This is a genomic window from Pseudomonas sp. Fl4BN1 (assembly GCF_009908285.1).
In the GTDB taxonomy this organism is placed as follows: Bacteria; Pseudomonadota; Gammaproteobacteria; order Pseudomonadales; family Pseudomonadaceae; genus Aquipseudomonas.
Genome location: NZ_JAAARM010000016.1, coordinates 1 through 21566, shown reverse-complemented (window position 1 = coordinate 21566; position 21566 = coordinate 1). Strand labels below are relative to the sequence as shown.

General features: G+C 64.0%; 21 protein-coding genes. 10 read left to right on the top strand and 11 right to left on the bottom strand.

The annotated features are described in order from the left end of the window. The first annotated feature begins 17 nt into the window (after positions 1 to 17). The 7 genes from GV818_RS18585 to GV818_RS18555 all read left to right on the top strand — a co-directional run bounded on the left by GV818_RS18585 (position 18) and on the right by GV818_RS18555 (position 7901). Complete coding sequence (locus tag GV818_RS18585) at positions 18 to 647, top strand: cysteine dioxygenase (RefSeq protein ID WP_161757700.1); 630 nt, start codon at positions 18 to 20, stop codon at positions 645 to 647. Continuing rightward, positions 644 to 2227 (top strand): rhodanese-related sulfurtransferase, encoded by a 1584-nt coding sequence (locus GV818_RS18580; RefSeq protein ID WP_161777180.1) that lies wholly within the window; start codon positions 644 to 646, stop codon positions 2225 to 2227. The genes GV818_RS18585 and GV818_RS18580 overlap by 4 nt, the downstream gene beginning before the upstream one ends. A gap of 237 nt (positions 2228 to 2464) precedes the next feature. After that, complete coding sequence (locus GV818_RS18575; RefSeq protein ID WP_161757702.1) at positions 2465 to 3013, top strand: RNA polymerase sigma factor; 549 nt, start codon at positions 2465 to 2467, stop codon at positions 3011 to 3013. Next, positions 3010 to 3972, top strand: a complete 963-nt coding sequence (locus GV818_RS18570; RefSeq protein ID WP_161757703.1) for a FecR family protein — start codon at positions 3010 to 3012, stop codon at positions 3970 to 3972. Before GV818_RS18575 ends, GV818_RS18570 begins: the two co-directional genes overlap by 4 nt. A 121-nt stretch (positions 3973 to 4093) precedes the next feature. Then, on the top strand, positions 4094 to 6661 hold the full coding sequence (locus GV818_RS18565) for a TonB-dependent receptor (protein WP_161777179.1): 2568 nt from the start codon (positions 4094 to 4096) through the stop codon (positions 6659 to 6661). A gap of 301 nt (positions 6662 to 6962) precedes the next feature. Next, positions 6963 to 7253, top strand: a complete 291-nt coding sequence (locus GV818_RS18560) for a hypothetical protein (protein ID WP_178124990.1) — start codon at positions 6963 to 6965, stop codon at positions 7251 to 7253. Positions 7254 to 7262: 9 nt separating this feature from the next. Continuing rightward, complete coding sequence (locus tag GV818_RS18555; protein ID WP_161777178.1) at positions 7263 to 7901, top strand: hypothetical protein; 639 nt, start codon at positions 7263 to 7265, stop codon at positions 7899 to 7901. A gap of 4 nt (positions 7902 to 7905) precedes the next feature. Here the strand turns inward: GV818_RS18555 and GV818_RS18550 are convergent, their stop codons facing one another. The 8 genes from GV818_RS18550 to GV818_RS18515 all read right to left on the bottom strand — a co-directional run bounded on the left by GV818_RS18550 (position 7906) and on the right by GV818_RS18515 (position 15722). Beyond that, positions 7906 to 9114, bottom strand: coding sequence for an ABC transporter substrate-binding protein (locus tag GV818_RS18550; RefSeq protein WP_161757707.1), 1209 nt, complete (start codon positions 9112 to 9114; stop codon positions 7906 to 7908). Continuing rightward, a complete protein-coding gene (locus tag GV818_RS18545; protein ID WP_161777177.1) occupies positions 9114 to 10121 on the bottom strand; it encodes a CobW family GTP-binding protein in 1008 nt (335 codons plus the stop codon). The genes GV818_RS18550 and GV818_RS18545 overlap by 1 nt, the downstream gene beginning before the upstream one ends. A gap of 19 nt (positions 10122 to 10140) precedes the next feature. Then, complete coding sequence (locus tag GV818_RS18540) at positions 10141 to 10440, bottom strand: hypothetical protein (protein ID WP_161777176.1); 300 nt, start codon at positions 10438 to 10440, stop codon at positions 10141 to 10143. Between the two features lie 13 nt (positions 10441 to 10453). Next, positions 10454 to 11203, bottom strand: a complete 750-nt coding sequence (locus GV818_RS18535; protein WP_161777175.1) for an SDR family NAD(P)-dependent oxidoreductase — start codon at positions 11201 to 11203, stop codon at positions 10454 to 10456. A 96-nt stretch (positions 11204 to 11299) separates the two neighbouring features. Next, the gene (locus GV818_RS18530) at positions 11300 to 12061 is read right to left on the bottom strand and encodes an SDR family NAD(P)-dependent oxidoreductase (protein ID WP_161777174.1); all 762 of its coding nucleotides are present in this window, start codon (positions 12059 to 12061) and stop codon (positions 11300 to 11302) included. Between the two features lie 12 nt (positions 12062 to 12073). Continuing rightward, positions 12074 to 13414: an MFS transporter gene (locus tag GV818_RS18525; RefSeq protein ID WP_161757712.1), complete on the bottom strand. Its 1341-nt coding sequence runs from the start codon at positions 13412 to 13414 to the stop codon at positions 12074 to 12076. 28 nt (positions 13415 to 13442) lie between these two features. After that, positions 13443 to 14324 (bottom strand): polysaccharide deacetylase family protein, encoded by an 882-nt coding sequence (locus GV818_RS18520; RefSeq protein WP_161757713.1) that lies wholly within the window; start codon positions 14322 to 14324, stop codon positions 13443 to 13445. A 39-nt stretch (positions 14325 to 14363) separates the two neighbouring features. Further along, a complete protein-coding gene (locus GV818_RS18515) occupies positions 14364 to 15722 on the bottom strand; it encodes an amidase (protein ID WP_161777173.1) in 1359 nt (452 codons plus the stop codon). 372 nt (positions 15723 to 16094) lie between these two features. Between GV818_RS18515 and GV818_RS18510 the strand changes: the two genes are divergently transcribed. Continuing rightward, positions 16095 to 17096: a GntR family transcriptional regulator gene (locus tag GV818_RS18510; protein ID WP_161777172.1), complete on the top strand. Its 1002-nt coding sequence runs from the start codon at positions 16095 to 16097 to the stop codon at positions 17094 to 17096. 480 nt (positions 17097 to 17576) lie between these two features. Further along, positions 17577 to 17930: a DUF6124 family protein gene (locus GV818_RS18505; protein WP_161777171.1), complete on the top strand. Its 354-nt coding sequence runs from the start codon at positions 17577 to 17579 to the stop codon at positions 17928 to 17930. A 43-nt stretch (positions 17931 to 17973) separates the two neighbouring features. Here GV818_RS18505 and GV818_RS18500 read toward each other — a convergent pair whose 3' ends face one another. Together GV818_RS18500 and GV818_RS18495 are read right to left on the bottom strand one after the other, a co-directional pair. Continuing rightward, a complete protein-coding gene (locus tag GV818_RS18500) occupies positions 17974 to 18285 on the bottom strand; it encodes a ribbon-helix-helix domain-containing protein (protein ID WP_161757717.1) in 312 nt (103 codons plus the stop codon). Positions 18286 to 18299: 14 nt separating this feature from the next. Continuing rightward, positions 18300 to 18881, bottom strand: a complete 582-nt coding sequence (locus GV818_RS18495; RefSeq protein WP_161757718.1) for a DJ-1/PfpI family protein — start codon at positions 18879 to 18881, stop codon at positions 18300 to 18302. A 279-nt stretch (positions 18882 to 19160) separates the two neighbouring features. On the opposite strand from GV818_RS18495, the gene GV818_RS18490 reads away from it, so the two are divergent. Further along, complete coding sequence (locus tag GV818_RS18490) at positions 19161 to 20069, top strand: DMT family transporter (protein ID WP_161777170.1); 909 nt, start codon at positions 19161 to 19163, stop codon at positions 20067 to 20069. On the opposite strand, the gene GV818_RS18485 is transcribed toward GV818_RS18490, so the two are convergent. Beyond that, positions 20057 to 21274, bottom strand: coding sequence for a class I SAM-dependent methyltransferase (locus tag GV818_RS18485; protein ID WP_161777169.1), 1218 nt, complete (start codon positions 21272 to 21274; stop codon positions 20057 to 20059). The genes GV818_RS18490 and GV818_RS18485 overlap by 13 nt on opposite strands. Between the last annotated feature and the right edge of the window lie 292 nt (positions 21275 to 21566).

Sequence of the window (21566 nt, the reverse complement as noted above, 5' to 3'; positions counted from 1 at the left end):
GTCCACGGAGGGAGCCCATGCCCCACAACGCCTCAATCGTTTCCATCGAATCAGCCAACTTCGCCCGCTTGCGAGATTTCATCGCGGCCCTGGCCGAGCTGCTGGACAGCAACCCCGATGAAGCCCGGGTGCTGGACCAGGGTGCTGCGCTATTGCACAGCCTGGTGAGCCAGGACGACTGGCTGCCCGACGCCTTCGCCCAGCCGGACCCGCAGCGCTATCAGCAATTTCTGCTGCACGCCGACTCGCGCCAGCGCTTCTCCATCGTCAGCTTTGTCTGGGGCCCCGGGCAACGCACGCCGATCCACGATCACCGGGTCTGGGGATTGATTGGCATGCTCCGCGGTGCCGAGGACTCCCAGGGGTTCGAGCGCCTGGCCGATGGCCGCCTGCAACCTGCTGCAGAGGCGATACGCCTGGTGCCGGGCCAGGTGGAAGCGCTGTCGCCACGCATCGGTGACATCCATCAGGTGAGCAATGCCTACGCCGACCGGGTGTCCATCAGCATCCATGTGTACGGCGCCAATATCGGCGCGGTGCAGCGCGCCGTGTATGACCTGGATGGCCAGGAAAAACCCTTTGTCTCCGGTTACTCCAACCGTTTGCTGCCTAACCTCTGGGACTTGTCGAAGGAGCCCCTGCAATGACCGATTTCCCCACTCGCAGCCCGGCGCAGATTCGCCAGGCCCTGCTCGACCGCCAGGAACTGGCCTTGATCGATGTGCGTGAAGAGGCGCCCTTCGCCGAGGCCCACCCCCTGTTTGCGGCCAACATCCCGCTGTCGAAACTGGAGTTGGAGGTGTACCCGCGCATCCCCCGGCTCGATACCCCCGTCACCCTGTATGACCAGGGCGAGGGGCTGGCCCTGCGCGCCGCGACCCGCCTGCAGCAACTGGGCTACAGCGATGTCGCCCTGCTGCAGGGCGGCCTCGATGGCTGGCGCGACGCAGGCGGCGAGCTGTTCAAGGACGTCAACGTGCCGAGCAAGGCCTTTGGCGAACTGCTGGAGGCCGAGCGCCAGACCCCGTCACTGGCCGCCGAAGAACTCCAGGCGCTGATCGACCAGCAGGCCGACCTGGTGGTGCTGGATGCCCGGCGTTTCGACGAATACCAAACCATGAGCATTCCCGGCAGCACCAGCGTGCCCGGCGCCGAGCTGGTGCTGCGGGTGCGCGAACTGGCCCCCGATCCGCAGACCCGGGTAGTGGTCAACTGCGCAGGACGTACCCGCAGCATCATTGGCACCCAGTCCCTGGTGAACGCCGGGATTCCCAACCCGGTGGCGGCCCTGCGCAATGGCACCATCGGCTGGACCCTGGCCGGCCAGAAGCTGCAACACGGCCAGAGCCGACGCTTCCAACCGGTCAACCCGGCCGGGCTGGCAGAAGCCCAGGCCAGCGCCCGGGCCGTGGCAGACCGGGCCGACGTGACCCGCATCGACCTGGCTCAGTGGCGTCGCTGGCAGGCCGATCCCAAGCGCACCAGCTACCTGTTCGATGTGCGTACCCCGGAGGAATATGCCGCCGGCCACCTGCCCGGCGCCCGTTCCACACCCGGGGGCCAGTTGGTGCAGGAAACCGATCACTTCGCCAGCGTTCGCGGGGCGCGCCTGGTACTGGTGGACAACGACGGCGTACGGGCCAACATGAGCGCCTCCTGGCTGGCGCAGATGGGCTGGCAGGTAGCCGTGCTCGACGGCCTGCGCGACAACGACTTCAGCGTCCACGGTGCCTGGCAGGCGCCGCTGCCCCAGGCCCCGGCGGCTGAAGAGATCAGCCCACGGACCCTCGCCTGCTGGCTGCAGGAGCCCGGCACCCTGGTGCTGGACTTCACCGCCAGTGCCCATTATGTGCAGCGGCATATCCCCGGTGCCTGGTGGGTGCTGCGCAGCCAGTTGCGCGAATCCCTGGCCCGGTTGCCACAGCCCGAGCGCTTTGTCCTGACCTGCGGCAGCAGCCTGCTGGCGCGCTTTGTGGTGCCGCAACTGCAGGCCCTGACCCAGCGTCCGGTGTTCCTCCTCAGCGGCGGCACTGCGGCCTGGATCGACGCCGGCCTGCCCCTGGAAGAGAGCCGGCAGCAACTGGCCTCACCGCGGATCGACCGCTACCGGCGCCCCTATGAAGGCACCGACAACCCCAAGGAAGCCATGCAGGGTTACCTGGACTGGGAATTCGGCCTGGTGGAGCAGTTGCGACGCGACGCCAGTCATGGCTTTTTCACCATCTGAGACGGCCCGGTAAACCGCCCTCGGGAGCTCTTCGCGGGTCAAGAGTCGACTTGCCGGCGAAGAGTCCTTGAGCCTTGCATCACCTTCAAGGGCACCTTCACTGGCAAGCCGATGCCTTGAGGGCTTTTGGCGATCTGGCTGCGCCTAGAGGCCATTAATCACTCAAGATTACAATTGGTAATAATTCTCGATATCATTCTCGACCTTGTGCTCGCTGCGTCGTCAAGAAGGATATCCATGTCTCGCTCCAAACCCGACTCTGCATCGGTGGACTCTGTTCGCGGGTTCTATGCGGACATCCTGCATTTCCTGCGTAAACGCACGGATAACGCCAGCGACGCGGCGGACATGACCCAGGATGTGTTCACCCAATGGCTCGACTACCGTGACCGGGCCCAGGTCGAGCAACCCCGTGCCTTTCTGTTCCAGATGGCGCGCAATCTGCTGCGTGATCACTGGCGGCGCCAGCAGGTGCGCCACAAGGTCCACCAGGAAGCGCAGCACCAGGAAACCTTCGACAACGAGCCCATGGCCGATGAACAGCACGAGCCGCTGCCCGCCGCCCAGCGCCTGCAACGCCTGGAGCAGTTGAAAGAAGTCCTCGCCCAGCTCTCGCCGCGCCGCCGCGAAGCCCTTATGCTGCACCGCTTCGAAGGGCTGAGCCAGGCGCAGATTGCCGAACGCATGGGCATTTCCGTGAGCATGGTGGAGAAACACATCGCCTTTGCCCTGTTGCACTGCAAGCAGCACCTACAACGAGAAAATGGCAAGGAGCAGCCTGAATGACCCACTTTTCCGGCCCCCACGACGACCTCGACAGCGAACAGATCGATACCCAGGCCGCCAGTTGGTTCGCCCGTAATCGCAATGACCCGGACCGCGCCGCCCGCAAGGCCTTCGACGCCTGGATCAGCGACCCGGCCCATGCCCGGGCCTACGCGCAATTCGAGCAATTGTGGGTCGATCTGGCGCAGCTGCAGCAACTCAGTCGGCCGATACCGCTGCCCCGACGCCAGCCCCCGCGCTGGCGCCCGGCCCTGGCGGTGGCCGCAGCCGTGCTGTGCGCGGTGCAGGCGGCCAACCTGGGCACCTCGCAGGCGCCCTACATTCAACAGGTCGCGGCCCAGGAAAAAGGCGCACGAGCCTTCAAGCTGCCCGATGGCAGCACCTTGTACGTGAATGCCAATACCCAGGTGAAAGTCGACTTCAGTGCCCAGCAGCGGGATATCTACCTGCAGCAGGGTCAGCTGTACCTGGAGGTTGCCGCCGACAAGGAGAGCCCACTGTGGGTGCACAGCGGTGCGGCCCAGGTGCGGGTAGTCGGCACGGCCTTCGACGTGCGTCGCGGCCAGCGCCAGTTGGTGGTCAGTGTCGCCCACGGCCAGGTGGCCTTCAGCCCGGACGGCAAGCCTGGGGAGATGACCCTGCTGGGCGCCCGGCAACAGGCCACCTATGACCTGCAAAAAGGCACCCTGCGCCAACAAAACCTGGACAGCGATCAGGTCGCGGACTGGCGCAGCGGTCACCTGGCCTTTCGCAACCGCGAACTGGCCAGCCTGGTGGACGAGTTGAACCTCTACCGCCATCAGCCGGTGCAGCTAGCCGAAGGTTCCCTGGGCGCCTACAAGGTTTCGGGCAACCTGGATGTCAACGATCCGGATGCCCTGGTCAAGGCCCTGCCCGCCCTGATCCCGGTGAAAACCGTGACCCAGGCCAACGGTCAGTTGAAGATCGAAGCCCGCTGATCGATACATATGAGAATATTTTTCATTCGCATATGAGGTTTTTTTTCACTGTCGCGTCTTCCTCCTGTCTGCGATCTGTCTGCAGCGCTTTTCTGGCCTTTAAGCCGCCCTGGGGGAAGTCATGTTTCGCGCGCTCTTGCCTGTTCCGTTAGTCCGTACCCGCCCGACCCTGCTCGCCGCCTGCCTGGCGTTCAGCCTGCAGGCCCATGCCGCTCCGATCCATTTTCAGTTGCCGGCGCAGCCCCTGGCGGCGTCCCTGAGCCAGATCGCCCAGCAGGCGAAAATCCAGCTGTTGTTCGATGAGCAACTGCTGCGCAATGCCAAGGCACCCACCCTGCAAGGCGACTACAGCCCGGAAGAGGCGATTCGCCGACTGCTGCAGGACGGCCGGTTCACCCTGATGAAGGTCGACAACACCTACATCGTCCGTCCCGCCGAGACCAGCACCAGCACCAGCAGCGGTTCGGCCTTGCAGTTGGGGGCCATGAGCGTGATCGGCAACGGCACAGAGGTCGACTCCACCAGCGTTGGCCGTTCGACCCTGAACCAGGAGGAGATCGACCGTCACCAAGCCACCAACGTCGCCAGCCTGATCGACACCCTGCCCGGCGTCAGCCTGGGCGGTTCGCTGAAGCCCGGCGGCCAGACCATCAACATCTGGGGCCTGGGCGATGCCGAAGACGTGCCTCTGAGCGTCGATGGCGCCACCAAGAGTGGCTTCGAGCGCTACCAGCAGGGTTCGATCTTCATCGAACCGGAAATGATCAAGCGCATCGTGGTGGAAAAGGGCCCGCACTCGCCCGAGACCGGCAACGGCGGTTTCGGCGGCACCGTGCACATGGAGACCAAGGACGCCCCGGACCTGCTGCAGGAAGGCCGCAACACCGGCGCCATGCTCAAGTACAGCTACAGCAGCAACAGCCATGAACAGGGCTACACCGGCGCGGTGTACGGCCGTACCGACGACCAGCGCTTCGACGCCCTGGCCTACTGGACCAAGCGCGACGGCGATGACATGAAGCTGGCCAGTGCCCAACCGGACCCGCGCAATGAGTACCCGGTCAACCCCAAGCGCCTGCCCAATACCGCCCAGGGCCTGGAAGGCGAGCTGTTCAAACTGAACATGCAGTTGACCGACGAACATCGCCTGGGCTTCACCTACATGCGCTCTGACAGCAATATCTGGGCGCCCTTCTCGGCCAAGAGCTACCCGACGCCGCCAAAACGAAGCGACATCAAGACCTTCGGTTATGACGTTGCCACCCAGCGCTACCTGGCCCAGCGCAACACCATCGACACCACCTGGCTGACCAAATATCAGTACACGCCAGTGGACAACCCGTGGATCGACTTCGAAGCCCAGTACTCCGACTCCATCACCGACCAGACCGATGAGCGTGGCCCGAACTCTTACGCCCAGCCCACCTCCGGTGGACGCAAGATCACCGTAGGCTACGAGGACCGCATCCTTACCCTGAAAAACACCAGCCGCTTCAGCACCGGCCCGCTGGAACACGCCCTGACCAATGGCATCCAGATCCGCAAGCACACCCGCGAAGTGGATATGTGGATTCCGGGCAAGACCTATGGCACAGCCAAGTACAACTACGGCTACTACCAGCCGGGCTTCATGCCCCACGGCAAGGTCGACAACAACGCCTTCTACATCCAGGACGCCATTACCCTGGGCGACTTCACCCTGACCCCGTCCCTGCGCTACGACTATGTACGCAATCGAGGGGAGAAAAACGACGCGCCGATCTACAACAGCCCTAACCCGGTGGTCGGTCACGACTATCGCGACAAGACCTACACCGGCTGGTCGCCAAGGCTGTCGGCATTCTGGACAGTGACCCCGCAATTCGCCCTGTTTGCCGATTACAGCAAGACCTGGCGCGCGCCGGTGATCGACGAGCAATACGAAGTCCAGTCGGCCGGCACCACCCGCTCCGCCACCAGCCGCGACCTTGATCCGGAAAGCATCACTGCCTTGCGCGCCGGTAACATCACCAGCTTCTCCGATGTCTTGAGCAAAACCGACAGCGTGCAGATCCGTACCACGGTGTTCCGCAACGACATCAAAAACGAAATCATGAAGAACCTGGGGATCGGCTGCGCCGAGCAGTTGACCACCGGCAAGAGCATCGGCGAGGTGTGCAACCAGCCAACGATCGGGGTCTACCGTAATATCGGCGACCTGACCATCAAGGGCTTCGAAGTCGAGAGTTTCTACGATTCGACCTACCTGTTCGGCTCGCTGTCCTACTCCTGGATCACCGGCAAGCACGAAGGTGCCTACACCAATCCCTGGGGACCGAACGTCTGGGCCCGGGACATCCCGCCACGCAAATGGGTCGCCACCCTGGGGGTGAAAATCCCGCAATGGGATGCGCAAGTGGGCTGGCAGGGCCAGTGGGTACGCCAGACCGACCGGGTGCCCAGCGACATCTACGCGGGCGGCCTGCTCAGTGCCTCGGGCGACTCCGCCTGGGACCAGTACGAGAACGACCGCTACAACGTGCACGGCCTGTTCGCCAACTGGAAACCACAGCAGGCGTACCTCAAGGGTACTGAAGTCAGCTTCACCCTGGATAACATGTTCAACCGCGACTACCGCCCGCCGCTGAGCGGCGAAAACGCCTCGAGCCTGGGCCGTAACGCCAAGGTCAGCGTCACCCGGTTCTTCTGATCGACACCCGCCTGCGGTGCAGTCGATGCACCGCGGCGTCTACCCACCGGCTAATGCTCCCCGTGCCGACGCGGAGCTCATTGCCTGGTGTCCGCAACACCCTGGCCCGCAGATCGCAAGCGAGCCTCACGCCCGATGCTGGCCACTGCAGATGTATTGCAAGCCTTTAGCCAAGCCTTCCTGCCCGCCGCTACCGGGCTAAGATCGACCTCCCCCTGAAAACCACTGAGATGCCTTCGGGCGCTTTCAGTCGATTACCCATTGATCTCGTACGAAAATTGTCGTACAAACAGTGGGCATCATGGACAGAGGCTTCAAGCAGGCCAAGCGGGACCTGATCAGCGCGCTGCAGACGGGCAACTATCTGCACGCGGCCCGTGGTTCGATCGAGATCAAGAACCTGCTGGCCACCGGCGAGGTCTGGGCCCGGCAATTGATCGAGGTCATCGGCGCTTGCAAGGGCACGAACCACAGTTGCAGCGCCCATCACAGCGTCCCGGGCATCGTGGTCCATGTGCTGAAACAGGCGGGCTGGTACATCAAGTTCTACTTTATCGAGCCAGATACGTGGTTCATCAGCGTTCACCGATGAGGGCAACCCATGAAACTCTTTCTGCAAGGCGACCAGGGCAAGGCGCTCTGTGAGCATTGCCAGCAAGTGGTAGGCATCACCTACACCCGTCGCGATGTTCCCTTCAGTGATGGCCATGGCCAGGCCAGAGAGATCCTGGTGGGGGTCTGCGACCACTGCGCCACCATCGTGGCCATCCCGCCCCAGTCGACACCGGCGATCAAGGAAGCGCGCAAGCAGCAACTGACCGCCATCGAGGCACGGCTGCCGGCGGTCTACCTCGACGTGCTGGACGCCGCCATGCACTCAGTGGCCGCAGACGCCGGAGTGCAGATGCGCAAACTGTTTTTCAGCTACTACTTCAGTGCCCAGGCCGAGCCTGGGGCGCAGGACGCTCCATGCCTGGAGCGGGTTCATCGCGGTTTCGTCGCGTACCTGGCGGAGCAAGCCAAAGTCCGCCAGCTACCGGCCGCGCATTTGATGAAACGCCTGTCGCTGAAAGTGAACCACTATGTGGCCGAGGATCTCGCCCGCCTCTTGGAGGCAACCCGGATGACCCAGACCGAACTGCTGAAATCGCTGATCGCGCAGATACGCGAGGATGTGCTCGAAGGCGGCAACCCGACGGTGATCGCCGACCTGCGCAGACTGGCGCGCCTGGCCCTGTAGCCGCTCAGCCCTTGCCTCGGCCCGCCACCCGGCCCGCCCGGAGGAAATCCCCCCAGCGCCGCACCAGGTAGTTGTGCTCGTCCATCACCGAGTTCCACACCGCGATATGCCCCATGCGCTGCGGGTAGGAACCGCCATCGCGGGTTTCGCCGATATCGATCAGCGGCTGGCCATCGCTGCCCGGCAACTCCTCCCGCGCAGGCAAGCCTGCGTACCAGTAGTCCCACTCGGCGCTGCTCAGGTAATCACGACTGCGGGCCGGGTTGCCGATGTAGTAGCCCTGGCGCGCCATCACCGCACCGGGCCAGCCCGACAGCCACCAGTTGAGGTAGGCATAGGCCGCATCCAGCACTGCGCCCTTGGCATGGCGCGACAGTGACAGGCCGCCGAACCAGGCGCGATAACCCTCGCGGGGTACCGCCAGGCGATATTTGACCCCGGCCCGATGCAGGCGCATCAGGGTCGGCGACCACAAGCTCTGGATATCGATGCGCGGGCTGAGCATCAGTTGCGCGGCCTCTTCATCGTCCGACCAGAACGCAGCGAAATGCCCTTCGCGCTGCTTGCGCACCAGGATGTCCGCCAGTTGGTCGATCTCTTCGATGCTCAGGTTGCCGATGTCCTTGAACGAGGCCAGGCCACACCCCTGGATCGCCAAAGCAGCATCCAGGGCGCCAATCGCCGCGTCGCTTTGCAAGGCGATGCGCCCGCTCCAGGCCGGCTCCAGCAACCAGCCCCAGCTTTCGTTGGCACTGGAGAAACCCGCCGGCAGGCGCTCCGGGCGGTAAGCGAAACTGTCGGCGTTGTGGGTCAGCGGCAGCATGCTGATACGCTCGCTGACGGTGCTACCGAGGCTGCCGTCGTGCTGCACATACAGTCGCTCGCTGGGCACACTGCCGCTGCCCAGTCGATCGCCCGGGGACAGCCGTCCGCGCTTGGGCAGGTCATTGATCTCGTGCCACAAAGCAATGCGCCGGGTGTCGATGGGCTGGATCGCCTGGGCCGGCCAGACGAAGTCGACGTTATGAAACCACTGGTCATAGAGGTCGTAGCTGTCCGGTTGCATCACCGCGATGCGTTGGGCCTGCTCCACATCGTGCACCTGGTACACCAGGCGAATGCCCAGGTCCTGTTCAGCGCGAACCCGCAAGGATTCCAGCAAGGTCACCGAGGTGCCCAGCACCCGCAGGGTGATCGGTTGCGTCGCCGCCATCAGGCACACTCCCCGGCAGCCGGGGCGAAGCTATGGGCGAACACCTCGAACGAGCGCTGCAACAGCGCTGGCTCCAACCCCCGCAGGATAAACACCAGCCGCGAGCGGCGATCTTCGCCGGGCCAACGGGACAGGTGCACGGGTGCATGCAGGCAATGCTGCACACCATGAATGACGATGGGGGCCTGGCTGGCGTTGACGTTGAGCAATCCTTTCACCCGCAGAATTCGTTCGCCGTGGCATCTTAGCAGCATCGACAGCCAGACCCCGAAGCCCACCCAATCCAGCGGCCGCTCGAACTCCAGGCAGCAGACCTGGGCCGCGCCATGCTGCGCCACGCCCGCCGTCACCGGGCGCCGCAACTGCCAACGCGCCACCTCCTGCTCCGCCATCGCGCCGCGCACGCCCTCCCCCAGCAGCAACTGATCGCCGCTGTGGATTTCTGCTGTCAGCAGCAACGGCGCTCCCGGGTTGAGCCGCTGCAAATGCTTGCGCAGGGCGCACTGGCTGGCCTCGTCGACACAGTCGGTCTTGCTCAACAGCAAACGGTCAGCGGCCGCCACCTGAGCCAGCCACTCCGGGTGAATGCGCTCCTGCAGCGCCGCGTGGCTGGCATCCACCAGGGTCACCAGCAGGCCGATGTGCACCCGCCCACGCAACTGCGGATCGTTGTTCAGCGTCGCCAGGATCGGTGCCGGGTCCGCCAGCCCGGTGGTCTCCAGCAATATCCGGCGAAAGGCCGGTATCTCACCCCGGCTGCGCCGCGCCAGCAATCCCAATAGCGCCTCTTTCAGCTCGCCGCGAATCGAGCAGCAGACGCAGCCGCTGGGCAGCAGCACGGTGTCCGGCGCCACCTCTTCCACCAGCAGGTGATCGATGCCGACGTCGCCGAACTCGTTGATCAACAGCGCCGTGTCCCCCAGGCTTTCGCCCTGCAACAGGCGGTTGAGCAAGGTGGTCTTGCCGCTGCCGAGAAACCCGGTGATGACGTTCAGGGCAATGCTCATGGTTATGACTCCAGCAAGCTCAAGGCTGTTGCTCCAGATGGTCGAGCACCAGCGGATCCAGAGGATCCAGCGGGCGCCCGAGCATGGCTTGCGCCAAGGCCCACAGTTGTTCCAGGCCGTTGGCCAGTTCCTGGCGTCCGGTGGCCCCCAACAATAGGTAGGCCGAGCCCTGGAAATCCTCGACCTTGAGCCGGAACGGCGCCAGCACTCGGTTGATCGCGGCGATCCGGCGCAAGCGCTCGCGGCGCCGGGGCAACTCGTCCCCCAGCGGATCGCTCCAGTGCACATCCTCTCCCAGCAGCCCGCAAAGCCCGCACATTTTCAGCCCTCCTTCATGGCATGACGTCGCCGGAATTCGGCCCCAGGGTCTGGCCCACAAACAGATTGCCCCCCGGCTCGCTGGCCAGCAGCACCGCCGTCGGCGCCACTTCATCCGCCTGCCCGAAACGCCCCAGGGGCAGCTCGGCGGCCTTGGCGGTTTTCCAGGCACTGCTGATACCGGACACCAGCGGCGTCTCGATCGGACCCGGGGCAATGGCGTTGACCAGCACATTGTCCTTGGCCACTTCCAGGGCCAGGGACTTGGTGAAACCGATGACCCCAGCCTTGGCCGCGGCGTAATGAGTCAACTCGGCACCGCCCTTGATCCCCAGTTGCGAGGCAACGTTGATGATCCGTCCCCAACGCTGGGCCAGCATGTGCGGCAAGGCCCGCTGGCTGGCGACGAAGACGCTGGTGAGGTCGACCCGCAGCATGTCGTTCCACATCTCGATACTCAGGTCCACGCAACGGGCCTGGGTCAGCATGCCGGCGTTGTTGACCAGGATATCGATGCCGCCGAAGTGCTCGACGCAGGCATCGACCCCGGCCTGGGCACCTTCGACGCTGCCAACATCGGCCACGCATTCGAAGACTTCGGCCCCCAGTTCACGGCAGGCCTGGGCGCTCTCGGCCAGGCGCACGGGGTCGCGGTCGGCCAGCAGCAGGCGCGCACCTTCAAGGGCATAAGCCCGGGCGATGGCGGCACCGATGCCGCTGCCAGCGCCGGTGATCACGGCGCGGCGGTTGTGCAGGTGTTGCATGGGACTTTCTCCTTCAAGGGTGTGCGGTTCGCTGGCAAGCCAGCTCCTACGCAGGCGCTGACCTGCATGCAGGAGCCGGCTGGCTGGCGAAGCGCTTCAATCCGGCCAGCGCACCGTCAGGCCGCCATCGATGACGATGCTCTGCCCGGTCAGGTAACTGGACTCGTCACTGGTGAGAAAACGCACCAGGGACGCCACCTCATCCGCCCGACCGACCCGGCCCAGGGGAATGGCCCTGGCCGCCCTGGCCAGGCCTTCCGGCCCCAGGGAGTTCTGGCTGTCGAGGGATTGCGGGGTCTCGATCAACCCCGGGATCACCGCATTGCAACGAATGCCCTTACCTGCCAGCTCCACCGCCAGCGACCGGCACAGCCCTGGCACCCCTGCCTTGGCCGCAGCGTAGTGGGCATGGTCCTGCCAGCCATAGACGCCGCCGGCAATCGAGGAAATCGCCACCAGGGCGCCGCCCTCGTTCATGTGCCGTACCGCCGCACGGAAGGTGCGCATCACCCCCGTAAGGTCGACGTCAAGCATGCTGTTCCAGGCCGCATCGGTCATTTCCAGCAAGGGCGCGCGGCGCAGCAGTCCAGCGTTGGCCACGGCGTAATCGAGGCGGCCGAACTGCGCCACTGCCTGCTGGGCCAGGGCGTCCACCGAACCGCTGTCGGTCACATCCAGGGGCAGCATCAGGCACTGCCCACCCGCGTCTGCCACCAGGTCCCGAGTGGTTTGCGGATCATGCGGGTCAGCCGGGAAATACCCGCCAACCACCGCTACGCCACGCTGGGCATAAGCCACGGCCAGGGCCTGGCCGATGCCGCTGGCGGCACCGGTAATCAAAGCGACTTTAAGGGTCATGACAAACAGTCCTTATTTCACGGTTTCAGGGCGCACGTGGCGTGCAGCAAACATCAAGGCGCCGGAGAGGAAGCAAGGCAGCGCGCCGAAATACAGCGCCGAGGTCTGCCAGTCCCCACCGGCGGACAACACCTGGGTCGCACCGAAACCGGCCACCACCGCACCGATCGGGCCCATGGCATGGATGATCGCGCCGCCGGTGGCGCGGATGCTGGTGGGAAAGCTTTCGCTGATGAAGAACAGTGCCGCTGAGTAGGGACCGATCAGGAAGAACAGGCCCAGGCTGTAGAGCCCGACCACCATCGGCATGTTGCTCGGGCCGTAGAGCATCCCGGCAAACGACAGGCCGCCAAGCATCCAGCCTAGGCCAATGACGTTGCGCCGGCCGATCTTGTCGCCCATCCAGCCATGGCACAGGTAGCCGCAGTAACCCACCAGGTTGGACAGCACCAGGATGATCAGCGAGTTCTCGAACGAAATGTGGTGCACGCTGACGATCACCGAGGTACCCAGCACACTGAACACCTGGATCGCCGCCCAGTTGAGCAGGATCGCCGCGCCGATCACCAGGGTCGCGCGCCGCGAACTGCCGCGAAACGCCGCGGCCAGGCCGGCCTTGCTGTGTTCGTCGTAGTCCACGCCGTAGGTCGCGGCGACGGCCTGGGCCTCGCTGACCGAGCCGCTCTTGCGCAGTTGGTTGATGCGTTGGTGAATCTGGAACTGCGGGCTCTCCTTGAGCTTGCGCGCCATGATTGCGATCACGATGGCCGGGATCGCGGCGAAGATGAAGCAACCCTGCCAGCCGATGATCGGCAGCAGCACTGCGGTCAGGCCCGCGGCGATCAACGCCCCCACCGGCCAGCCACCCTGCACCAGGCTGTAGATAAAGCCCCGGCGCTTGGCCAGTTTCGGGTCATCGGAAGCCGCATACAGCTCGCTGAGGTAGGTGGCGTTCACCGTCTCCTCGGCATAACCCAGGCCGCCCAGGGAGCGGATCAGGATCAGCGGCGACTTGCCCCAGGAACCACCGATGGCGGTCAACGCCGAACAGATGGCCGAGCCACTGACGGTGAAGATGATGCCCATGCGCCGGCCCAGCTTATCCACCAGCGGGCCGATGGCCAGGGCCACCACTGCGGTGCCCACGGCCACCCAGGTGGCGATCTCCGCTTGTTCGACCTCGCCCCAGCCAAAGTGGCGACCGATCTCCGGCAACAGGGTGCCGAACAGAATGAAGTCGTACACGGCGAAGACCCAGGCGAAGAACGCGATCCAGGTGGCGAAGCGCACTTGGGCCGGGGTCAGTTGCTGGGGTTTCCAGCCAGTCAGGTCGAGCTTGTTATAGATAGACATCGATCACGCCTCGATGAAGTCGCCGGGATCAGCGGTTACGGGGGTTGCGGCGGATAAAGTCGTCGGCGATCTCGTCGAAGGTGACGAAGCGCACGCCGGCATGGCTCTGGATGTGTTCGATCAGGCGTTCGAGCATCAGCAGCACTTGCGGGCGGCCAGACACGTCGGGGTGGATAGTCATGGTGAACACCGCGTGCTCATGCTCGCGGTAGACCCAGTCGAACTGGTCGCGCCACATTTCTTCCAGGTGCCGCGGGTTGACGAAACCGTGGCTGTTGGGGGCTTTCTTGATGAACATCATGGGCGGCAGGTCGTCCAGGTACCAGTTGGCCGGGATCTCCACCAGGTCGGTTTCCTCGCCGCGCACCAGGGGTTTCATCCAGGTGTCGGGGTGCTGGCTGTAGTCGATCTTGGTCCAGCTGTCGCCGACCCGCACGTAGTAGGGATGGAAGTCGTTGTGCATCAGGCTGTGGTCGTACTTGATGCCCTTTTTCAGCAGCAGCTCGTTGGTCACCTTGCTGAATTCCCACCAGGGCGCGACGTAGCCGGTGGGGCGCTTGCCGGTGACCTGGGTGATCAGTTCGATGGACTTGTCGAGGACGATCTCCTCCTGTTCCGCGGTCATGGCGATGGGGTTTTCATGGCTGTAGCCGTGCACGCCGATTTCATGGCCGGCTTCGGCCACGGCCTTCATCTGCTCGGGGAAGGTTTCCATCGAGTGCCCGGGAATGAACCAGGTGGTGCGCAGGCCGTAGCGCTCGAACAGCTTGAGCAGGCGTGGCGCGCCGACCTCGCCGGCGAACAGGCCGCGGGAGATGTCGTCCGGCGAATCCTCGCCGCCGTAAGAGCCGAGCCAGCCGGCCACCGCGTCCACATCGACACCAAATGCACAGAGAATTTCTTTAGCCATGAGTGGCCTCCAGTGTTTGCTTGTTGTTGGAAAAGGGGCTCAGCGGCGTAGCACCGCTTCCACCGCCAGGGCCGTGGCCAGCAGTTGCGCGTCCTCACCCTGGGGCAGGCTCAGCAGCAAGCTGGTGGGCAGGCCCTGGGCGTCGCGGCCGCTGGGCAGGGCCACGCCGGGCATGTCGAGAAAACTCCCGGGCATGGTCAGGCGCAGGGTCGCCAGGTTGGTGCGGGCGAACAGTTCGTCGTCGGCCTCCAGGGGTGCCAGGGGCGGTGCCACGCGGGCCACGGTCGGGGTGATCAGTACCGCGCCATCCAGCTCGTCGCGCAGTTCGCGCTGCAACTGGCGTCGCGCTTCATACAGCCGCAGCAACTGGCTGGCGGGCATCTGCCGGGCACTTTCCAGACGCCGGCGTACCCGTGGATCGAGCTGCTCGGCGTACTCGCTGTCGAGCAGCGGCTGGTGCAGGGCAAAGGCCTCGGCGGCGCCGAGCCAGCCCTGCTCCTGAATCAGTTGCAGAGTGGCTTGCAGGCTGTGCAACGGACGCAGCTCCACCCGCGCTCCGGCCTGTTGCAGGCGGCCGATGGCGTCCAGCAGATTGGCCCTGACCGCAGGTTCGGTGCGCTTGTCGTCCAGCACCTGTTGATCGGCCCAGAAACGTTGCCCAGCCAGAGTCCGCGGCACCGGCAGCGACCGTGGATCAGCGCCGCGCAGCAGTTCATCGATAACCCAGGCATCGCGCACGCTACGGGTCAGCGGGCCGAGGCTGTCGAGGCTCTGGGCCAGGGGGAAGACGCCGTCACGGTTGTAGCGCTGGCAACTGCCGCGATAGCCCACCAGGCCGTTGAAGGCGGCGGGAATGCGGATTGAACCGGCGGTGTCGGTGCCCATGGCGATGGGCACGATGCCAGCGGCCACGGCCACCGCCGACCCCGCCGAGGAGCCCCCGGGAATCCGAGGCTGGGCATCGCTGCAGGGGTTGATCGGGGTGCCGAAATGCGGGTTCAGGCCGAGCCCGGAATAGGCGAATTCGCTGAGGTTGGTCTTGCCCAGGCTGAGCATCCCGGCACGGCATAGACGGCCGACGCTGGGGGCATCCGTAAGTGCCGGCGGTGCCTCGCGACGCACCTGGGCGGCCGCGGTGGTGACGCTGCCGGCCACATCGAACAGGTCCTTCCAGGCCAGGGGCACGCCGTCGAACAGGCTCAGGGGCTGCTGGTCGCGCCAGCGTGCAGCGGCGGCCTCGGCCTCGCGCCGGGCCCGGGACGGGCACAGGGAAATGAACACATGGGATGAACCCTCTGCCAGTTCCAGGGCCTGCTCCAGTGCCTGCACCGGGTCGTTGCGGCCTTGGGCGAAGGCTTCGGCCAGGGCCGTGGCATCGTTCAGTGATTCAGGGATCATGGCGCACTCCGCAGAAGCATAAAAATGTACTAATTATTAAAATATACATTTTTAACAGAGCAGGTTCCGTGCCACTTCAACCCAACCTCACAGCCGCCCAGCCCACTGAAAGTCCTCGCATCGCCCAGCAATACCGAGCCAGAGTGCTTCGATGGTCGAAGCGGGTCAGCGACCGACGGAAAAAAGCTTGGGCGATAGGCGGCGAATTAAATAATGTATCTTCTATTAAAAAGTACATTTTAGTGCAGAAAGGTAACAATCCCACGAATACGGCCCCAGGACAGGGCAGCAAACGTGGCACTCAGTGACACTGGGCAACTGTGAGAGAATCCCCGGCCGTCACCAGAACGGCAGCAGACCCTAGAGGAACCGATGAAAGCAGTGTCAGCAGAGGACCCGCGCACCGCATCGCGCTACGCCATGATTCGTCAGGTATTGCGTGACGCCATCCTCCAGGGCACCGCCCTGCAGGGCCTGGTGCTGCTGGAAGCGCCCCTGGCGGAACTGTTCGGCACCAGCCGGGTGCCGGTGCGCAAGGCTCTGGACCTGCTGCACAGCGAAGGCCTGATCAGCCGCTTCGATGGCCGCGGCTACCTGATCAACCCCCAGGGCCTGGAGATCGAACCGCTGCGCCTGCCCCTGAGCCACGCCCACCTGGGCCTGGCCAGCGACGAAGAACTGGTGGACACCCGGCCCCTGGGGGAACGGATCTACGAGGAAATCGGCAGCGCCCTGTCCACCTGCATCGCCTTCGGCCATTTCCGCCTCGACGAACAGGCCGCCGCTGAGCATTACGGCGTCAGCCGCGCAGTGGTGCGCGAAGCGCTGATGCGCCTGCGCGATCGCGGGCTGGTGGAAAAAGAGCCTTATTCACAATGGCTGGCCGGGCCGCTGACCGCCCGGGAAGTCACCGAAGACTACGAACTGCGCGCCTGCCTGGAGCCCGAGGCCCTGCGCCAGAGCGCCCCGGGACTGAGCCGCGAACAATTGGAGCAGATGCTGGAGCGGGTGACCCAGGCGCAGCAGGCCGAGCATTGCGGCCTGGAAGTGCTTGAGCGCCTGGAAGAAGACCTGCACCAGCACTGCCTCGGCGGCTTGCAGAATCGCAAGATGGCCGCGCTGATCCGCCAGGCCCAAAGCCCGATGATCATCAACCGGATCTTCTACCGCCTGCTGGGCATCGGTGCCGACCCGGCGATGCTCGCCGAACACCGGCTGATTCTCGAACTGCTACTGCACGGTGCCTTCGACGCTGCCGCCCTGAACCTCAAGGAACACCTGCAACGAGCCCGCCAGCGCATGCTGCAACGCTTGAAAGTGTTGTCGGTATTGCCCGAGCAGGAGCTGCCCGGGTTCCTCAGCAAGCTCAGTTGAAACCGCTCCAACCCAGGCTGCGATCAGCACCGCAGGGGCCGCCAACCTGACCTCGCAGTCTGTCGCTCGATCATGGATATCGCACTTCGTTGTTCGCGGTCTGCCGCCACAGAAAGCCGTTTTGTCAGGGAACGCTGCCGAGTGGTAAAGAGGTTTCGCTTTGTTTTGTAAGGCATATCCGAGAGAATCCCCAACGCCTTTGAGCGCCTTGTCCCCCTCAGTCCGATCAGGCAGTCTCGCTGGGTCGCTGCAAAATCAGCGGCCCGGATGTGGAAGTCCGGAGCTAGGGGCGTGCAGTCGCTTCATTCGAACACCACTACCGACTCGGTAGGGGTGGCCTCGATTTATGGCGGCTGTGCGTAGGGCATCTTCGGGTGCGCCGGTTCCTTTAGCCCGGTCTTCCACACCTGCGCACGGCTGCCACCCTCTCATGTGGAAGTGAGATCTGGCGGTTTCCTAAACGCTAAAGGAACCAGTCTCATGAAAAAGCTTGTCCCCGATCCACCTCTGCAATCCCCACGCAAACTCCGCGACCCGGAACTGGACCGCGCCAACGCCAGCCTGCTTGCCGCCCTGCAAGGTACTCGCCGTCGCCCCTTCGGCCTGCGCGATGGCCAGGGCCATCCACTGTTCGCCGTACAACCGGGAGTGAATGCCGAAGACGCCCTGATGCACGTCTCGCTGCTGCTCAAATGCGCCGAAGAGGTGTCCGATGAAATCACCGAACGCGCCAGCGGCATCGAACGCGGGCTGATCTGGTCCATGGTGCATTCCGTGGAAATGGCCCGGGCGGTGGTGGATGCCTTGCTCGATGACAGCCGCCCAGCGCCTTGACCTGAAACGAGCCCTGTAACCGCTGTCGCTGGCTCGGCAGCGGCTACAGGGATTTTGCGTTGCCGCGCACCAGGCTCAGGTCGGGCGCGCCACTGCGGCGCTGGCTCAGGTAGCGGGTGCAACTGACCCGCAGGAAGGAGGCGAAATTCACCACTTCGCCGCGATAGTCCATGACCTCTTCATACAGCTTGGCGATCAGCTGGTTGGTGGTCATGCCGTCCACCTCGGCGATCTCGCGGAGGATGTCCCAGAACTGGTTTTCCAGGCGCAGGGTGGTGACCACGCCACAGATGCGCAGCGAGCGCGAACGCGACTCGTAGAGAATCGGATCGGCCTTGACGTACAACTCGCACATGACGTGGTCCTCGTTTACAGCGTGATCCGGGTGCCCAGCAGCCCGAGGAAACCCGCCAGCCAGCTAGGGTGTGCCGGCCACGCCGGGGCAGTGGCCAGATTGCCTTGAACGTGGCCTTCCGTCACCGGGATATCGATATAAGTACCGCCCGCCAGGCGCACTTCCGGGGCACAGGCCGGGTAGGCGCTGCATTCGCGGCCCTCAAGAATCCCCGCCGCCGCCAGCAACTGCGCGCCGTGGCACACCGCAGCAATCGGCTTGCCGGCCTGATCGAATTCCCTGACCAGTAGCAGGACTTTTTCGTTCAACCGCAGGTACTCCGGTGCCCGTCCGCCCGGGATCAGCAGCGCGTCGTAATCAGCGGACTGGACCTTGGCAAAATCGAAGTTCAAGGCAAACAGATGGCCCGGCTTTTCGCTGTAGGTCTGGTCGCCCTCGAAATCGTGGATCGCCGTGCGCACCGTCTGCCCGGCGTTCTTGTCCGGGCACACCGCGTGCACCGTATGACCGACCATCAACAGCGCCTGGAACGGCACCATCACTTCGTAGTCTTCGACGTAATCGCCGACCAGCATGAGGATCTTTTTCGCGGCCATGGAGTGGACTCCTTTCAAGAACAGACGTGGGCAGAAGAAGTATTCAAGGTAGTCCTAATCCACAGCCACAGGTAATAGCCAGGTACTACAGCGGCAAACGGCAAGTGCTCAGCCACAAGCTACCCGCCCAGCTCGACGCCACCTTGCAGTTGACCGCTTGAAACTTGCCGCTGCCCTTAACTGTTAGGTGAAGTCTGTCCCTAGCTGTAGCAGTGCCTCGGCGGTGCTTTATGGCTAGATGGCTGTACCTGTGTCCACGTACGAATTCTGGTAACCCTTATGTCTTCCCGCGAAAATACCGGCATGGCCCTGGGCCTGCTGGGTGTGGTGATTTTCAGCCTGACCCTGCCCTTCACTCGCATCGTGGTGGAAGAAATCCATCCATTGCTCAACGGTTTGGGCCGTGCGTTGGTCGCGGCGATTCCGGCGGCCCTGTTGTTGCTCTGGCGCCGGGAAAAGTGGCCGAGCTGGAAGCAGGTCAAGGGCCTGAGCCTGGTGATTCTCGGGGTGATCCTCGGTTTCCCGGTGCTCTCAGCCTGGGCCATGCAAACCCTGCCCGCCTCCCATGGCGCCCTGGTCAATGGCCTGCAGCCGCTGTGCGTGGCGCTGTATGCGGCCTGGCTGTCCCATGAGCGACCGTCAAAAGCCTTCTGGGCCTGCGCCGCCCTGGGCAGTGCATTGGTGCTGGGGTATGCGCTGATCAGCGGTGCCGGGAGCATCCAGGCCGGTGACTTGCTGATGCTCGGGGCGATTGCCGTGGGCGGCCTGGGCTATGCCGAAGGCGGCCGGCTGGCCAGGGAGATGGGCGGCTGGCAGGTGATCTGCTGGGCACTGGTACTGTCGACGCCGCTGCTGATCGGGCCGGTGTGGTACCTGGCGGCGCAGCATCAGGGGATGATTTCCAGCAAGACCTGGTGGGCCTTTGGTTATGTGGCGCTGTTCTCGCAGTTCCTCGGCTTCTTCGCCTGGTACGCCGGCCTGGCCATGGGCGGCATCGCCCGGGTCAGCCAGGTGCAGCTGCTGCAGATCTTCTTCACCATCGCCTTTTCCGCGCTGTTCTTCGGTGAACAGGTGGAACCCATTACCTGGGTGTTCGCGGTGGGGGTGATCCTTACGGTGATGCTCGGGCGCAAGACCGCAGTGCAGCCGGCGGTGCCGGCGCAGCTAAAGGAGACTCAGCTCAAGTAACCGTCGGCCTTGAGCAGGGTTTCCAGGCAGTGTTCGCTGATCTGGTAGAAGGCCTTGAGCTCTTCGATCCTGGCCAGCAGTTGCTGTGGGTCCACGGGCTCGGCGCGTTTGACCGCGAGGATCATCTTGTTCTTGTTGGTGTGTTCCAGGGAGATGAATTCGAAAACCTTGGTTTCATAACCACAGGCTTCGAGGAACAGCGCCCGCAAGCTGTCGGTGACCATTTCCGCCTGCTGCCCCAGGTGCAGGCCGTATTGCAGCATCGGCTTGAGCAGCGCCGGGCTCTGGATCTGCAGGCGGATCTGTTTGTGGCAGCACGGCGAGCACATGATGATCGCGGCGCCGGAGCGGATACCGGTGTGGATTGCATAGTCGGTGGCAATGTCGCAGGCATGCAGGGCGATCATCACTTCCAGCTGGCTGGGGGCCACGCTGCGCACGTCGCCACATTTGAACTCCAGGCCCTGATGGTCGAGGCGCGCCGCCGCGGCGTTGCACAGGCTCACCATGTCTTCGCGCAGTTCCACGCCCGTCACTTGCCCCTGCGCCTGCAAGGTGTTGCACAGGTAGTCGTGGATGGCGAAAGTCAGGTAGCCCTTGCCGGAGCCGAAGTCGGCGACCCGCACCGGCTGGTCGAGCTTGATCGGCGAGTTGCTCAGGGCATGGCTGAAGACTTCGATGAACTTGTTGATCTGCTTCCACTTGCGCGACATCGCCGGAATCAGCTCGTGCTGCTTGTTGGTCACCCCAAGATCAGCGAGGAACGGCCGGCCCAGGTCGAGGAAGCGGTTCTTCTCGCGGTTGTGTTCGGCGGACGGCACCTCGCGCTGCTGTTGCGGCTTGCCCTTGAACAGCGAGCTCTTGCCCTTCTTGCTGTACTCCAGCTGCACTTCATCGCTCAGGGTCAACAGGTGGGCGTTCTTGAACGACGCCGGCAGCAGCTCGGCGATCAATGCCACGCCTTCGGCCAGGGGGAAGTTCTTGGTGATGTCGCGGGTCTTGTAGCGGTAGACCAGGGACAGGCACGGCTGCTCCTTGACCGTCAGCTGCTTGATGATCAGGCGTTGCAGGTCCGCCTCGCTGCCCACGTACTTGGCCAGTACCAGCTTGATAAAGGCGTTCTGCGTGAGGCTGGTGTCGAGCAATTGCAGGAACTGAGCGTGATGATCCGGCGCGGAGAGAGCGGAAGGTGCGGTAACAGACATGGGAGCAGGAGCCTCGGGCGATGCGCGGTGTCGATCAGGGAATGGCGGGTATTTTAGGGAGCAAGCCCCGTCGGGGCACGAAGTTATTCACCCGACGGTAAAAAATCGTCGCCCGAAGGCGGTGCAAGGCTCAGGGGCCATGCGCCGGCAAGCCGGCTCCTGCATGAACAACACCGATATCGCGCCAGCCGTAGGAGCTGGCTTGCCAGCGAAGGCGTCCTCAAGGACGGTGCAAGACTCAGGGGCCTCTTCGCCGGCAAGCCGGCTCCTACAAGAACAACACCGATATCGC